Source organism: Acinetobacter sp. YH01018, assembly GCF_013420295.1.
Taxonomy (GTDB): domain Bacteria; phylum Pseudomonadota; class Gammaproteobacteria; order Pseudomonadales; family Moraxellaceae; genus Acinetobacter.
This window is the reverse complement of record NZ_VOYL01000010.1, coordinates 31,278-46,480: the sequence shown is the minus strand read 5'-3', so window position 1 is coordinate 46,480 and position 15,203 is coordinate 31,278. Positions and strand designations below refer to the sequence as shown.

At 41.6% G+C, this 15,203-nt stretch carries 12 protein-coding genes; all 12 read right to left on the bottom strand.

Going from position 1 to position 15,203, the window contains the following annotated elements; all coding sequences use genetic code 11:
• Positions 1 to 107: 107 nt before the first annotated feature.
• The 12 genes from cysE to prmA all read right to left on the bottom strand — a co-directional run bounded on the left by cysE (position 108) and on the right by prmA (position 15,171).
• Positions 108 to 917: a serine O-acetyltransferase gene (cysE, locus tag FTT83_RS05540; RefSeq protein ID WP_086195115.1), complete on the bottom strand. Its 810-nt coding sequence runs from the start codon at positions 915 to 917 to the stop codon at positions 108 to 110.
• Entirely contained in the window at positions 910 to 1,767 is an 858-nt protein-coding gene (locus tag FTT83_RS05535) for an RNA methyltransferase (RefSeq protein WP_180176334.1), read from the bottom strand. Before FTT83_RS05535 ends, cysE begins: the two co-directional genes overlap by 8 nt.
• Before the next feature lie 33 nt (positions 1,768 to 1,800).
• Entirely contained in the window at positions 1,801 to 5,370 is a 3,570-nt protein-coding gene (gene dnaE / locus FTT83_RS05530; protein WP_180176333.1) for a DNA polymerase III subunit alpha, read from the bottom strand.
• Positions 5,371 to 5,612: 242 nt separating this feature from the next.
• Positions 5,613 to 6,308 (bottom strand): methionine ABC transporter permease, encoded by a 696-nt coding sequence (locus FTT83_RS05525; protein ID WP_086195118.1) that lies wholly within the window; start codon positions 6,306 to 6,308, stop codon positions 5,613 to 5,615.
• Positions 6,305 to 7,330: a methionine ABC transporter ATP-binding protein gene (locus FTT83_RS05520; RefSeq protein WP_180043649.1), complete on the bottom strand. Its 1,026-nt coding sequence runs from the start codon at positions 7,328 to 7,330 to the stop codon at positions 6,305 to 6,307. Before FTT83_RS05520 ends, FTT83_RS05525 begins: the two co-directional genes overlap by 4 nt.
• A gap of 73 nt (positions 7,331 to 7,403) precedes the next feature.
• A complete protein-coding gene (locus FTT83_RS05515; protein ID WP_086195120.1) occupies positions 7,404 to 8,276 on the bottom strand; it encodes a MetQ/NlpA family ABC transporter substrate-binding protein in 873 nt (290 codons plus the stop codon).
• Between the two features lie 439 nt (positions 8,277 to 8,715).
• Positions 8,716 to 9,552: a TIGR02391 family protein gene (locus FTT83_RS05510; protein ID WP_180043647.1), complete on the bottom strand. Its 837-nt coding sequence runs from the start codon at positions 9,550 to 9,552 to the stop codon at positions 8,716 to 8,718.
• Between the two features lie 85 nt (positions 9,553 to 9,637).
• Entirely contained in the window at positions 9,638 to 10,921 is a 1,284-nt protein-coding gene (purD, locus tag FTT83_RS05505; protein WP_180043645.1) for a phosphoribosylamine--glycine ligase, read from the bottom strand.
• 130 nt (positions 10,922 to 11,051) lie between these two features.
• Entirely contained in the window at positions 11,052 to 12,626 is a 1,575-nt protein-coding gene (purH, locus tag FTT83_RS05500; protein WP_180043643.1) for a bifunctional phosphoribosylaminoimidazolecarboxamide formyltransferase/IMP cyclohydrolase, read from the bottom strand.
• A gap of 88 nt (positions 12,627 to 12,714) precedes the next feature.
• The gene (fis, locus tag FTT83_RS05495; RefSeq protein ID WP_001086304.1) at positions 12,715 to 12,984 is read right to left on the bottom strand and encodes a DNA-binding transcriptional regulator Fis; all 270 of its coding nucleotides are present in this window, start codon (positions 12,982 to 12,984) and stop codon (positions 12,715 to 12,717) included.
• A 390-nt stretch (positions 12,985 to 13,374) separates the two neighbouring features.
• Entirely contained in the window at positions 13,375 to 14,250 is an 876-nt protein-coding gene (locus tag FTT83_RS05490; RefSeq protein ID WP_180043641.1) for a DUF3426 domain-containing protein, read from the bottom strand.
• A gap of 3 nt (positions 14,251 to 14,253) precedes the next feature.
• Positions 14,254 to 15,171, bottom strand: a complete 918-nt coding sequence (gene prmA / locus FTT83_RS05485; protein WP_180043639.1) for a 50S ribosomal protein L11 methyltransferase — start codon at positions 15,169 to 15,171, stop codon at positions 14,254 to 14,256.
• Positions 15,172 to 15,203 lie beyond the last annotated feature (32 nt).

Here is a 15,203-nt window from a genome sequence, read left to right as displayed (position 1 = left end):
GTCATCCGTTCATTTAATTTTAAAATTAATTAGTAGGTATGTTCCTCAGTCTAAAAAAACTTTCAGGAACATACAAGTCAGGGCTTGTTAATATTCAGGACAGCTGTTCAGGCTTTGGACTGACTGCTTTGCGCTTCGCATTCACGGCGAACGTCCTCCATAATTTTTAATTCTTCTGCACTAAAAGGTTGTTCATTCTGCTGCTGCTTTTTAAATGAAGGATCAATCACTGATAAACGCTGACATAGGGTATTCATACGTTTTTCATTAAGCTGAATCCGGTCCAGCAGTACGCGCATGCCATCCAGAATCGGGTCAGACTGGTCCTGTGTGGCTGCATAAGGCTGAAAGCCAATACTTTCTGCATAATCACGACGGCGGGCTTCTTCTGCGTCTTTAGGCTTATCTTTTGTAATAAAGCGCGCCGGGTTTCCTACAGCAGTGGTATTCGGTGGAACAGCCTTGGTTACCACGGCATTGGAACCGACTTTGGCATTTTTACCCACGGTAAAAGGGCCCAGAATTTTGGCACCAGCACCAACCACCACGCCATCTTCCAGCGTAGGATGACGTTTGCCCTTGTTCCAGGTGGTACCGCCCAAAGTGACGCCGTGATAGAGCGTGACATCATCTCCAATTTCAGCCGTTTCACCAATTACTACACCCATGCCATGATCGATAAAGAAACGGCGACCGATTTTGGCACCCGGATGGATTTCAATGCCGGTGGCAAAACGGCTAAAAGAAGACAGCAGGCGGGCAGAGCCTTTACACTCTTTTTGCCAAAGTTCATGGGCAATACGGTGCATGATCAGTGCATGAATGCCGGGATAGGTAGTGAGAACTTCTAAAGTGTTTCGTGCTGCAGGATCGCGCGCGAATACAGCTTGGATGTCTTCTTTGAGCTGTTTAAGCATTGGATTGATCCTCTGAAGAATCGGTTGTTTTGTCTGTAGATTTTTTCCATGTACCATTGTTCAATGCCTGTACACGGCTAAAGATGCCACGCAGTAAATGATATTCCATACGATCTAATTGTATACGTCCAAATAAACGACGCAAGCGTAAAGGCAATAATCGTGGGTTTTTCGGGTCCATAAATTCAATTTCAGCCAGCATTTTTTCAATATGCGGATAAAACTGTTCCATCTGTTCATGTGTGACCAATGGTTCATCCCACTGCATGTCAATTTCATCGGTGACATGCATGGTAGCTTCAGGATCTTTCTTTTGTTCAGTCAATGCCATGGCAGCCATACGCATTTCATAGCAAATGACCTGAATGGCCTGAGCGACATTCAGTACGCCATAATCGCTATTTACAGGAATGGTCACATGATAATTGGCCATCGCCAATTCTTCATTGGTCAAGCCGCGATCTTCACGACCAAATACAATCGCAATTTCCTGTTTGTTCTGTACCACAGCTTGCAATGATTTTTCTGCAGCAGGGCGGGCATCGAGTAAAGGCCAGGGAATAGTGCGGCTACGGGCACTGGTTCCAAAAACCAGATGGCAATCTTTAATCGCTTCTTGCAAGGTCGGCACAATTTCAATCTGTTCAATCAGATCGGTTGCGCCTGCGGCCAGTGCATCAATATCAGGATGCGGATAGATTTTAGGCTCTACCAGTACTAGTTTGGATAGGCCCATGGTTTTCATGGCACGTAAGGCGCTGCCGATATTGGCAGGCAAGGTAGTATTGACCATGACAATACGCACATGAGAGAGATGTGCGGAAACCACAGCATTGTCAACTTGACTCATAAGGTGTCCGATTTGAATTTAAATATTTAAAAATTAAGAATATTGAGTGGCTTCAGCCTGATACATATCCATCGCTTCATCCATGCTCACATTGGCTGGAGGCGGCGGGACATTCGCAGGCATGGCCTGCTCGTAACTCACAGCTTTGGCCGCCTTGGATTTGACCTGATATTCAATATGAATTACGTCTTTACCAAAATAGTCACGTAATTTCGTCAGTAACTCATCCAGTGGAGCCACCTTCCAATTCAGGCCCAGGTTGATATCAGCAGAGGCATAGGAATAATCAATGTGTAATTGCATCGGGATATGATTGCACATATCGACATTACAGAACGGGGTTAAGATTTTGCGTAAATCCTGACTGAGTGAAGGGTTGAGGTGTTCCGCATTCAGCTTGATTTGAATACTGTTGGCACGTTTCTGACGGATTTCATTCAGGCTAAAAGCTTTGGTCAGGCGTCCCATAGGACGGTCAAAACCTTCACGTTCATAAATTTCGCCTTCAATCACCACCACTTTTTCATTTTGAATAATGTCTTTAAAACGCTGGAAGCGTTCATGATTAGCCGAGACTTCTATACGTGCAGTGCCATCATCCAGAGTGACCATCATACGGTTCGGGAAGTTGGCGACATCGACCACCAGACCGGCAAATACGGTAGTCACACCACGGCGTGTAGGGGTGAGCTCATTAATACGTGCAGGAATAAAGGATTTAAGTTCTGGACGATACACATCAATCGGATGTCCGGTCAAGTACAGTCCCAAGGTGTCTTTTTCACCTTTGAGGCGGACTTCATCTGACCACGGTTTGACCGGTTTGGCTGGTTTGCGCTGAACTTCCTCAACTTCACCAAACAGGTCCATCATGCCGGTTTCACGATTAGAGCGTGCCTGTTCTGCGGCTTGAACCGCTTCAGGAAGTTGCGCCATGAGGTCAGCACGTTCAATGCCCAAACAGTCCATCGCACCTGCACGGATGAGTGCTTCAAGGGTGCGTTTATTGATTTTTTTCAGATCGACTCGGTGGCAGAAATCAAACAAATCTTTATAAGGACCATCCTGTATGCGTGAATCAATCACCGACTGCATTGCAGCTTCACCCACGCCTTTAATTGCACCTAAACCATAGACAATGGTATTCGGACTGCTGGCATGGAAGTTATATAAGGACATATTGATAGATGGGGGAAGAACCTCTAAACCATTGATACGGCAGTCATCAATCAGGAACACGATGTTGTCGGTGTTCTGCATTTCCGAGGTCATTACCGCAGACATAAACTCTGCAGGATAATGCGCTTTTAGCCATGCGGTTTGATAAGCAACCAGGGCATAGGCGGCAGCATGCGATTTGTTGAAACCATAACCGGCAAATTTTTCCATATAGTCGAAGATATGGTTGGCGGTCGCTTCATCAATATCTTTTTCAGCAGCACCTTTAATAAAGATCTGGCGCTGTTTGACCATTTCCTCAGGTTTTTTCTTACCCATGGCACGGCGCAGCAAATCCGCACCGCCCAGACTGTAACCGGCACAGAACTGTGCAGCCTGCATCACCTGTTCCTGATACACCATAATCCCGTAGGTCGGTTCCAGAACTTTTTCCAGTAATGGATGCAGGTATTCAAACTCACCACCATGCATACGGTGAATAAAGTCAGGAATCAGATCCATTGGACCCGGACGGTACAGGGACACGAAGGCAATAATTTCTTCAAACTTACTTGGGCGTGCCTCTTTCAGCATCTTTTTCATGCCCACGGATTCAAACTGGAATACCGCAGTGGTATTGGCGTTGGCAAAGATTTCGTAGGCTGGTTTATCGTCCAGTGGAATATAGGAAATATTGACCGGCTCTGTGACATCTGGACGCGCATTGATATGCTTAATCGCATCTTCAATTACGGTTAAGTTACGTAGACCCAGGAAGTCGAATTTGACCAGACCGGCTGCTTCGACATCGTCCTTATCGAACTGGGCAACACGGTTAGTCCCGTCAGCATCACACATCACGGCTGAGTAGTCGGTCAGCTTGGTCGGTGCAATGACCACACCACCGGCATGTTTACCAGTATTCCGGGTAATGCCTTCAAGTTTGAGTGCCATTTCCCAGATTTCAGCGGCATCGTCATTATCCGGGTTGGACGGATTGGTGACAATATCCTTGAGCTGTGGCTCAGCTTCCAGCGATTCTTCCAGACTCAAACCTAAGGGCTTGGTTGGAATCATTTTGGAAATACGGTCCGCTAGACCATAGGATTTACCTAAAACACGTGCCACGTCCCGAATTGCACCTTTGGCCGCCATGGTCCCGAAAGTGGCAATCTGCGATACCGCATCCCGGCCATAAGTACGTGCCACATAGTCAATTACGCGGTCACGGCCGGCAATACAGAAATCGACGTCAAAGTCGGGCATCGACACACGTTCCGGGTTCAAGAAACGTTCGAACAGCAGGTCGTAACGCAGTGGATCCAGATCGGTAATCTTTAAGCTATACGCCACCAGTGAACCGGCACCTGAACCACGACCCGGACCGACAGGTACACCGTTACCTTTGGACCATTGAATAAAGTCCATTACGATCAGGAAGTAACCAGGGAAACCCATATCCAGAATAATCTTCACTTCGAAGGCTAAACGCTCATCATAGGGTTTGCGAATTTCTGGCCAGTCTTTACCGCGTTTTTCAGGTGGATACAGGAAGTTAAGTCGTTCTTCCAGACCTTGTTCGGATAAATGTGCAAAGTAGGTATCAATGGTGTGACCTTCCGGAATCGGGTAGTCTGGCAAGTCATTAAAACCTAAGCGTAAAGTCACATTACAACGCTTGGCAATGTGGTAGGTATTTTCAATGGCTGTTGGAATATCTGAAAATAGTTCCGTCATTTCTACAGCAGTTTTAAAGTACTGTTCAGGGCTATAGGTTTTAGGACGGCGGTTATCACCCAATACATAACCATCGGCAATACAGACCCGGGCTTCATGCGCTTCAAAATCATCACGTGTAATAAAGTGTACGTCGTTATGGGCGACCACGCCTATATTGTATTTTTTTGCAAGTTTGACAGCTTCTTCAATAAAGGCATCTTCATCAGGGCGGTTGGTACGAGTCAAAGCCAAATAAACCCGATTGCCGAATTTTTCAATCCATTCTTGAAGGAGGGGTTCAGCTTTATCTGGATTTGATGTGATCAGCATTTTGCCGACATCAGATTGCATGCCCAATAGCACAATCAGATCTTGATGCTGATCTAAAATCCAGTCTTTTTGCACACAAGGAATATCGAGTTGCTGACCTGAAATAAAACCTTGAGAAACCAGTTCGGTCAGACTGCGCCAGCCTTTATTGGTCATGGACAATAATGTCACACGATGTTCAGCATCATTCAGGCGGATTTCTGAACCTAAAATAGGTTTAATGCCTTTATCCAGACATTTTTTATAGAATTTTACCGCAGCATGCAGATTGGACAAGTCGGTAATGGCCAGTGCTGGCATTTCATCATTTGCAGCAGCTTTAATTAGATCAGATATACGTACGATAGATTCTGTAATGGAAAATTCTGTATGTATACCAAGATGAACAAAGTGCATAAATGAGTCCCTGCAAAAACCACTGGATAGTTTAGCACGCTCCAAGAAAAGTCATGGATTATTATTTAGCTAATTCAAGTTCAAAATTGACTTTTTAAGTGTGATGAATAGGTGATTAAAATCATATCAGTAGGTTAAACGAATTTGAGTCCTCCTAATATTGATGGGAAGTGAAGCGGTGCTTAAACTTAATTCTGAATATAAAAAAGCCCTCAATCGAGAGGGCATTCAATAATGGTATTTTATCTTAATCGTGACAGCCATTCACCAAAGGTCTGTACAAATTGCACCAGCAATAACAGGACAATCACGGTCAAAATGACCACACTGGTATCAAAACGCTGGTAACCATAGGAAATGGCCAGGTCGCCAATACCACCGGCACCCACGGCACCTGCCATCGCCGTTGCGCCGATCAGGCTAATAGTGGCTGTAGTCAGGTTTAAAATCAGCGAGCTGCGTGCTTCAGGCAAAATAAACTTGAAAATAATTTGCAGGGGCGAAGCACCCATGGCTTGTGCCGATTCGATAATACCTTCATTCACTTCAAGCAATGAAGTTTCAATCAATCGACCCATATACGGACCAATATAAATGGTCAGTGGCACAATTGCCGCCCATGTACCAATCGATGTTCCCACCAGCAATTTAGTCAGCGGAATAAAGGCAATCAGCAGGATAATAAAGGGTAAGGAACGCAGTGCATTTACAATTGGGTTTAAGCCATGATAAATCACCCGGTTCGGCAAAATACCTGCCGGACGGGTCACCAACAAAATGATGGCCTGGATAAAGCCCCAGATACAACCAAACAGCATGGCAAAGAACACCATGTGCAAGGTTTCTTGCAGCGCGGTTACAAACTGGTCAATCGAAAGTGAGCTTTTCCAGTAAGGCGCCGTGATTTCAGTCAGCCATTGAACAATTAAATCTCTCATGCGCTGACTCCAGACTGTTCAACTTTGACCCCATTTTGCTGGAAAAATGCAACAGCTTGCTCAATCACCACAGGATCACCTAGCAGCTGGACAAACATTTGTCCTATCACTGAACCGTTAATTTCAGTCATATTGGCAAACAGAATATTCAAGCTGATATCAAACTGTTTAATGGCTGCCTGTACTACGGTTTCTTGTGCAGATGTACCCAAAAATTGCAGGCTATAAATGCTGTTATGATTTTGATTTTCCAGGTTTTGTAGAATATTAAAAGGAAGTTGCTGCTGCAAAACGGTCTGAATAAAATTCTTCGTGGTTGGATGCTGTGGCTGACTGAAAATTTCCAGCGTCGAACCGGTTTCGATCACTTTACCCTGTTCCATTACCGCAACATAATCACAAACAGATTCAATCACATCCATTTCATGGGTCACCATAACAATGGTAATGCCTTGTTCTTTATTAATCTTTTTAAGCAAATCTAAAACAGATTTGGTGGTTTGCGGATCCAGTGCCGAAGTCGCTTCATCACAGAGTAAAATTTTAGGATGATTGGCGAGGGCACGGGCAATACCGACACGCTGTTTTTGACCGCCAGACAGTTCATCCGGATAAGCATCTTTCTTATGCTTAAGATCGATAAACTCGAGCAATTCCGCTAAACGTTTTTCACGCTCGGCTTTGCTCCAGCCCAACAGTTTCATTGGCATTTCAATATTGGCTGCGACAGTTTTACTCTGCAACAAATTAAAATGCTGAAAGATCATCCCGATGTTGGCACGTTCCTGACGTAATGAACGTGCATCCAATGCGGTAAAATCTTTTTGATTAATGATGACTTGACCATCATTTGGTCGTTCCAGCAAATTAATCAGGCGGATTAAGGTACTTTTACCCGCACCACTATAGCCAATAATGCCAAAAATACTGCCATCTGGAATCTGTAAATTAATTTGATCCAAGGCACGAATTGTTTGACCTTTAAGCTGATAATGTTTTGAAATATTTTTAAATTCAATCATATGGTCAAAAACTATCTATAAAAAGAAAAACAGGCAAAGAAACTTTGCCTGTTTAGATAAACCAATTATATTACTATTTCGAGTCAGTGAGATAGCTAATCGGTTTATTTACGTCAACTTTGGTACCGCCAAATTTCTGTTGCACAAATTTTTTCACGGCTTCAGAGTGGTAAAGTGCACCTACTTTTTGCAATACTGGGTCATTTTGACGACCTTCTGCAACAGCAAGAATATTGACATTCATTTTGGTGCTTTGGTCGATTGGCTCATAATAAATAGAGTCTTTCAGCACATTTAAGCCACCTTCCATTGCCAAAGTATTACCCAAAACAATGGCATCGACTTCGTCTTTTACACGTACAGCAGTTGCCATCTGAATTGGTTTGATCACAATTTTTTTGTTGTTTTCAACAACATCGGCAGGGGTGCCTTTTACGTTGTCAAAATTAGTTTTTAATTTAACCAAACCGGCAGATTGAAGTAACAATAATGCACGTGATTCATTTGCACCATCGTTAGGAATGGCAATCGTTGCACCTGTTTTGAATTCATCAAGTTTCTTCACTTTACTTGAATAAATACCCATTGGTTCCAGGTAAGTGGTAGAAAGCGGAGCAATCTTGTCTTTATTGGATTCGTTAAAAGCAACCAGGTAGGCATAAGACTGGAAGGCATTCACATCAATTTCTTTATTGGCTACTGCTGTGTTCATAGACACATAGTCAGTGAAGTTTTTCACTTCAAGCTTAATACCAGCAGTTTTGGTTTCCGGAAGTGTGGCAATATAACGCCAAACTTCTGCATCCGAACCTGTAGACGCCATAGTGACCGTTTGCAGACCATTCGCGTCTTTTGTTTGAGCTGCATTATTTGCAGGCGCTTCTTGCTTACCACAGCCAGACAAGCCAACTGAAAGACCTAAAACAAGACCAAGGAGCTTTTTCATGTATATGTCCTAGTAAATTTAATTTGGCGATAAATTTACGAATATGTCATTGGAGAGATTAAATCAAGTGTGAATCAGATCAACTGATTGATGCAGATAACTTTAAAATGTCCCATTCATCAACGCAATTGGATATCGGTAGCATCATGGAGAGATGTTTTTTGTTTGAAAAAAGCAAATTGCTGTAATCAAACAATTTTCATGATGACTTATTCCTAAAAATTGGATACATCATAACAATTTTTTTTTATGCATAATAGTGATTATAAATCTGATATTTAGCTTAATTTTGCATAAAAAAGTGAGACGTTTTTATAAATTAATTCATAAAACAATAGATTAAATTTATTGAAATGAGTAAAACCGATAATTAAAGAATTTTGTTTCTATATAAATTTTTTGAAAATACAAAGCTAAAAAATGGATATTGATAAAAATACTAATTGTTTGGTATTGATTCATTCTCTAAAAGATAAAGTTCATTAATTAGCATAAATTCGCGTATTTGCATTTTGTAGTGTTTATTGATTTCTCCGTGGGCGCGTTCCTTTCTATATGCTGTAAAAATGTGAGTGAACAAGCGTCCTATAGCATTTGATACCTCTTCATTATCTACATTCCACTTGTACATTGATTTATGTTTATCAGAAATGAATGCAGTCTTGAGCAGATTTGAAGAAAATAAATCTGTCTTGGTTTTGTGTCTAAGTATGTCTTCAAGTCTGGCATATGCTGTCATAATTGCATTGTTAGGCTCTTCCTTAAATTTTAAAGCTAAATCAAAAATACGAGGGTCGATAAGGTGATAGCTAAGCTCAATTGGATAATGTCGATCATTGATTTGTTGATATTCTAATGTTTCATAGATTGTATAAATATATTCATGAATACGTAAAGGGCGAACAAATTTACTTTCTAATATGTGTTTTACATCCGACTCTAAAATTAATGCTTTATTAACTTTCTTCATTAGTTTTTCGGAAATATTAACTTCTTCAATGTCTATTTGATGTTTCAGGAGAAGTTGAAGCGAAGATGCTAGACCTTTTGGACCCTCACCCATATAACCGGATGTAAATCCTGATCGGACTACGTAAGTATTTCTTTCAGAAATAATTAAGAATGCATGATATTGTTTATTTGATAGAAGGATAGCTTTTTCTATATTTTGTTGTGTTTGAAGTATAAATCCTAAAGCTTCTAAACAATCTTGTGTATAGCAAGTACCTAAATATTGTATTTTTTCTGAACCTTGAGTAAATAGAGTACTGAGCATTTTTAAGTAAATGATTTTATAGAATAAAATTAATATACATTAAAAAAACCCGCACTAGGCGGGTTTTTTTGCTGAATTAAATCAATCAAGCATTTTCGCGTGCAATTGCGCGGTAACCAATATCCTTACGGTATTGAACACCATCAAAAGTCACTTTTTGGCAAAGTTCCAAAGCTTTGGCTTGTGCTTCACCGATGGTATTGCCGAGTGCAGTTACGCAAAGCACACGACCACCAGCAGTCACAATTTCACCTTTTTCATTGGCTTTTGTACCTGCATGGAATACTTTTGTATCTACCATTTCAGTGTTTAAGCCTGAAATTACATCACCATTGCTTGAAGTTTCCGGATAACCTTTAGATGCCAGTACGATACCGACAGTCTTACGTTCATCCCATTCAGCGTCCGCAGGTAAGCTACCTGCAATACCTGCTTCAACCAGATCCACTAAAGATGATTTTAAACGCATCATGATAGGCTGGGTTTCAGGATCACCAAAACGACAGTTGAATTCGATCACTTTAGGTTGACCTTGTTCATCAATCATTAAGCCTGCATACAAGAAACCTGTATAGACATGACCATCAGCTTTCATGCCATCAACGGTTGGACGCATGACTTCTTTCATGACTTTTTCAAAAACGTCAGCAGTCACAACAGGAGCAGGAGAGTAAGCACCCATACCACCAGTGTTTGGACCTTGGTCACCTTCAAAGATACGTTTGTGATCTTGCGATGTTGCCATTGGCAAGATGTTGTCGCCATCAATCATACAAATGAAAGATGCTTCTTCACCTGCAAGGAACTCTTCGATCACAACGCGAGAACCAGCATCACCAAATTTGTTGCCAGCCAGCATGTCATCAATGGCATCAAATGCTTCTTGATTGGTCATGGCAACGATTACGCCTTTACCCGCAGCAAGACCATCGGCCTTGATTACGATTGGCGCACCATTTTTCTCAACAAATGCTTTGGCTGCATCTACTTCAGTAAATACGTCATAGAAAGCAGTAGGAATGTTGTGACGTTTTAAGAAGTGCTTGGCGAATGCTTTAGAGCCTTCAAGCTGTGCAGCAAATTGAGTTGGACCCCAGATTTTAAGCTCAGCCGCGCGGCAAGCATCGACTACACCATTTACCAGTGGTGCTTCAGGACCAACGACAATTAGATCAACTGCATTGTTTTTAGCAAAGTCGATAATTGCAGCATTGTCTAAAATATTTAACGCAACATTTTCGCATTTATTTTCTGTTGCAGTACCTGCATTACCCGGTGCTACAAATACTTTTGCGACTTTGTCATCTTGCGCGATTTTCCATGCCAAAGCATGTTCACGACCGCCATTACCCAAAACTAAAATATTCATCGGTTCATACTCCATGAATCGAAAATGACATAAAGTCCTCAACCTAAAAATAGGAGAGGACTTTATGCAAGATTAGAAATCTATTTGTCTAAATGTAGATGACTTTGTCATTACATTAATATCCAATCACTTAGTGACGGAAGTGACGCATGCCAGTGAAGACCATTGCAATACCAGCTTCGTCAGCAGCAGCAATTGTTTCTTCATCACGCATAGAACCACCCGGTTGGATAATGCATTTAATACCTGCTTTAGCAGCATTATCAATACCATCACGGAATGGGAAGAATGCATCAGACGCCATGACAGCACCTTCAACCACTAAGCCAGCATGTTCAGCTTTGATCGCAGCAATACGAGCAGAGTTTACACGGCTCATTTGACCTGCGCCGACACCAATGGTTTGACGGTTTTTCGCATAAACAATCGCGTTAGATTTTACATATTTCGCAACTTTCCAGGCGAAGATCATGTCATCGATTTCTTGCTCAGTCGGTGCACGTTTAGTCACAACTTTAAGATCATCTTTGGTGATCATACCCAAGTCTTGATCTTGAACCAGTAAACCACCGTTTACACGTTTGTAGTCAAGCTGTGCTTTACGCTCATCAATTGCTGGCAATTCACCACATACAAGAACACGGACGTTTTTCTTCGCACCAGTGATTTCAAGTACGCCTTCAGCTACGCTTGGCGCAATGATCACTTCAACGAATTGACGGTCAACAATCGCTTGCGCAGTTGCAACGTCTAATTCACGGTTGAATGCAATGATGCCACCGAATGCAGATTCAGGGTCAGTTGCATAAGCAAGATCATAAGCAGCTTTAATACCGTCAAGCGATACTGCAACGCCACACGGGTTCGCATGTTTTACAATCACACAAGCAGGCTTCGCAAATGATTTCACACATTCAAGTGCTGCATCTGTATCTGCAATGTTGTTGTAAGAAAGTTCTTTACCTTGCAGCTGTTTCGAAGTTGAAACAGAAGCTTCTGTTGCATTAGCTTCTACATAGAAAGCAGCAGCTTGATGTGGGTTTTCACCGTAACGAAGGTCTTGGGCTTTATTCAATTGAGTATTGAAAGTACGTGCAAATTTGTCTGCTTGACCTTCTTCTTTACCTACGCGAGCGCCTAAGTAAGAAGCGATCATGCCGTCATATTGTGCAGTGTGTTCAAATGCTTTCACCGCTAAGTCGAAGCGAGTTGCATAAGACAATGCACCTTCAGCTTTAAGCTCGGCAACTACAGTCGCATAGTCAGCAGCATTTACAACAATACCTACAGATGCATGGTTTTTCGCAGCTGCACGAACCATAGTAGGACCACCGATGTCGATGTTTTCAATTGCATCAGCCAGTGAACAGTTTGGTTTTGCTACAGTTGCAGCAAATGGGTAAAGGTTCACCACAACCAGATCGATGGCATCGATGTTGTGTTCAGCCATTACAGCTTCGTCTAGACCACGACGAGCGAGGATACCACCATGGATTTTCGGGTGAAGTGTTTTTACACGTCCGTCCATCATCTCTGGGAAACCGGTGTGCTCTGAAACTTCAACTACAGCGATATTGTTGTCTTTTAAAAGTTTGTAAGTACCGCCAGTAGATAAAATTTCTACCCCAAGAGCAGCAAGGTCTTGTGCAAATTCGACAATGCCGGTTTTGTCAGAAACAGAGATTAAAGCACGTTTAATAGTCATGATGTCGTCACAGTTATCAAGAATTAAATCAAAAAGCTAAATAGCAGGCCAAAAAAAATGCCTGCGGAAACCGCAAGCATTTTATCACTTATTCACTCATTAAACCGTGAGCTTTTAACTTTTTGCGCAAAGTACCACGGTTAAGGCCTAGAATTTCAGCAGCGCGGGTTTGGTTGCCGCGAGTGTATTCTAAAACAACAGATAAAAGAGGTTTCTCCATTTCTGCCAGCACCATGTCATACACCTGAGAGGGTTGCTCGCCTTGCAATTGTGCAAAGTAATGGCGAACTGCGCGATCTACGTGAATACGAAGAGCGACATCAGATTGTGCAGTAAAAATAGGAGACTTGCTATTCATGCGAATTAATCCGAAAAATCAAATATCACTTGGGTAAAGAGATATATAAAAGTGGTCTATAGAAATTCAATGAACCCCGTTTTAGATCCTAAAACGGAAGTTCTAAAACTTGATCATTTAGCTTGCCACAACTCGACGTTTTTGATCGAAATTTAAGCGTAACAATAGATTAATATTTGTTACCACCCAAAATCAAAACAAAAAAATCTACTCAATACGCTATATTTAATAAAGCGCATTTCAGTTAGACAATTTTGTTGTAAAAATTTTCGAGGAGTTTGCAGCACTAAGCTTTCGTGGCGCGTATGATAGCATTGTCTAAGAAAAAGTGAGCAAGAAAACTACATTTTTTTTACATTTTTTTGTATTTTTTAATAGTTTTTTTCAATGTTACGGGCGAATTATTTCTAAACTATAAGTGTCAAAGCTTTTGCGTGGCATAGGAACGCTAAATTTGAATTTAAAAGGACTATTCTGGGGAATTCGTTGAATTCCTTGCAGACTCGTAATCAGATATTCAGAAGGCTTAAAGGAATAGGTCGAGATGGTTTCCCCATTTGCTTTCAGATCCACCCTGATCATTGGAAGAGCCAGGCTTTGAGTATGATAGTTAATTAGTTCTCCGCTAAACTGGGTTTCTTGTTTGGAAATTTGTTTAACCTTTAACTTGTTGGTAGAGAGTAGTCGATAATTTTCTTCCATAACCGAACATTTAAGTGCCTGACATGCTGTATTAAACAAAGCACTGAATACTGGGCTATTGTTTAAAATTTTCGGATTAAACCAGAAAAACTGAAAAACAAGCAAGCTGACTAAACATAAGTTGATTGTTCCCCATAAAACATAATGCCGCGCACCATATTTTTTCTCTTGTTCAGCTTTTTCTGACCAGTTTAGTGTGGGGTAGTTGCCAATCGGTTCTGTACTAAAATAATTCAAGTTATTGAGATAAGTTTTTAAATCGATATTCGAGTTTTCAACTTTATGATCGAAAATATCCAATAAATGTTTTACCGGTTTCTGTTCTGTAATGAACTGTTCTTTAATGAATGCATTGGATAAAGAAGTTTGTTTGGCTGGATCTAAAGAGGGAGTTGCTTGAGGGAGAGAAAAAGCCTCTTCTTTCTCTACGACCAGATGACTCAATGCATTAAAGTTGGTTGAGCATTTGGCACAACAAACCATGCCGCGAGCAACTGTAAGTTGAGCCACAGAGACTTTGTACTTGGTAAAACAGTTGGGGCAGCAGGTTTGTTTTTCGCTCATAGTCTATTCATGATTAGCAGGGGTATTTTTGCGTTTACCCGAAATTCGACACCAATGTTCGTCACGTTTTTCGACTTGCAGTATATCAAAAAATTCAGAATAAACACTAGAAACATCAGCAACTTGCTCTTCTAATATGCCGGCAAGTGCGAACTCCCCCTCAGATTTAACCAAAGTTGCGAATTCAGGCGCAAGCTCCATTAAGGGACCTGCCAGAATGTTGGCAACAAACACATCTGCTTTCTGATTTTTCAGCTCTTTATTGAACTCTTCAGGTAGTCCAACATACAGATTTTCAAGTACACCATTCAATTCTGCATTTTGTTTGGTTGCCAGTACAGCTTGTGGGTCAATATCGGTAGCATAGACTTTTTTTGCGCCCAGTAATAAAGCGGCAACCCCTAAAATGCCTGAACCACAACCATAATCGATGACAATTTTATCTTTGAGATCGACTTTGCCGAGCCATTGCAGGCAAAGGAAAGTTGAGGCATGGTTACCGGTACCAAAAGCCAGACCTGGGTCAAGCTTGATATTTACTGCATCGGCTTCAGGAGCTTCCATCCATTCAGGTACAATCCAGTATTTCTCGCCAATTTGAATAGGCTCATAGGTATCCATCCAGGTACGTTCCCATTCTTGGTCTTCAAGAAACTCGTAACGTAATGGTGCTTCAGGCATCTGTGCAGTAATAAAGGTAATGAGGGCATCTACATCAATTTCTTCATCATCTTCCTGCGCATAGATACCGGTTACAATGACTTTATTCCACAGAGGCGTTTCACCTGGAAGTGGTTCAAGCAAGTCCTGATTTTCAGCATCGTCTAAAGTTACGCTCACTGCACCCAATGAACTTAATAATGTTTCAGTAAAATCGACTTGAGCCTGCTCAACAGTAATATGAATTTGTAACCACTTCACGGAGATAACCTAAATTTGTGTTTTTAAAAATG

Excerpts from the sequence above, each read along its gene's own strand:
- FTT83_RS05510 (WP_180043647.1), bottom strand. The coding sequence starts at position 9,552 with ATGCTCAGTACTCTATTTACTCAAGGTTCAGAAAAAATACAATATTTA.
- FTT83_RS05490 (WP_180043641.1), bottom strand. The coding sequence starts at position 14,250 with ATGAGCGAAAAACAAACCTGCTGCCCCAACTGTTTTACCAAGTACAAA.
- cysE (WP_086195115.1), bottom strand. The coding sequence starts at position 917 with ATGCTTAAACAGCTCAAAGAAGACATCCAAGCTGTATTCGCGCGCGAT.
- FTT83_RS05525 (WP_086195118.1), bottom strand. The coding sequence starts at position 6,308 with ATGAGAGATTTAATTGTTCAATGGCTGACTGAAATCACGGCGCCTTAC.
- dnaE (WP_180176333.1), bottom strand. The coding sequence starts at position 5,370 with ATGCACTTTGTTCATCTTGGTATACATACAGAATTTTCCATTACAGAA.
- fis (WP_001086304.1), bottom strand. The coding sequence starts at position 12,984 with ATGAATAGCAAGTCTCCTATTTTTACTGCACAATCTGATGTCGCTCTT.
- FTT83_RS05520 (WP_180043649.1), bottom strand. The coding sequence starts at position 7,330 with ATGATTGAATTTAAAAATATTTCAAAACATTATCAGCTTAAAGGTCAA.
- purH (WP_180043643.1), bottom strand. The coding sequence starts at position 12,626 with ATGACTATTAAACGTGCTTTAATCTCTGTTTCTGACAAAACCGGCATT.
- FTT83_RS05515 (WP_086195120.1), bottom strand. The coding sequence starts at position 8,276 with ATGAAAAAGCTCCTTGGTCTTGTTTTAGGTCTTTCAGTTGGCTTGTCT.
- FTT83_RS05535 (WP_180176334.1), bottom strand. The coding sequence starts at position 1,767 with ATGAGTCAAGTTGACAATGCTGTGGTTTCCGCACATCTCTCTCATGTG.
- purD (WP_180043645.1), bottom strand. The coding sequence starts at position 10,921 with ATGAATATTTTAGTTTTGGGTAATGGCGGTCGTGAACATGCTTTGGCA.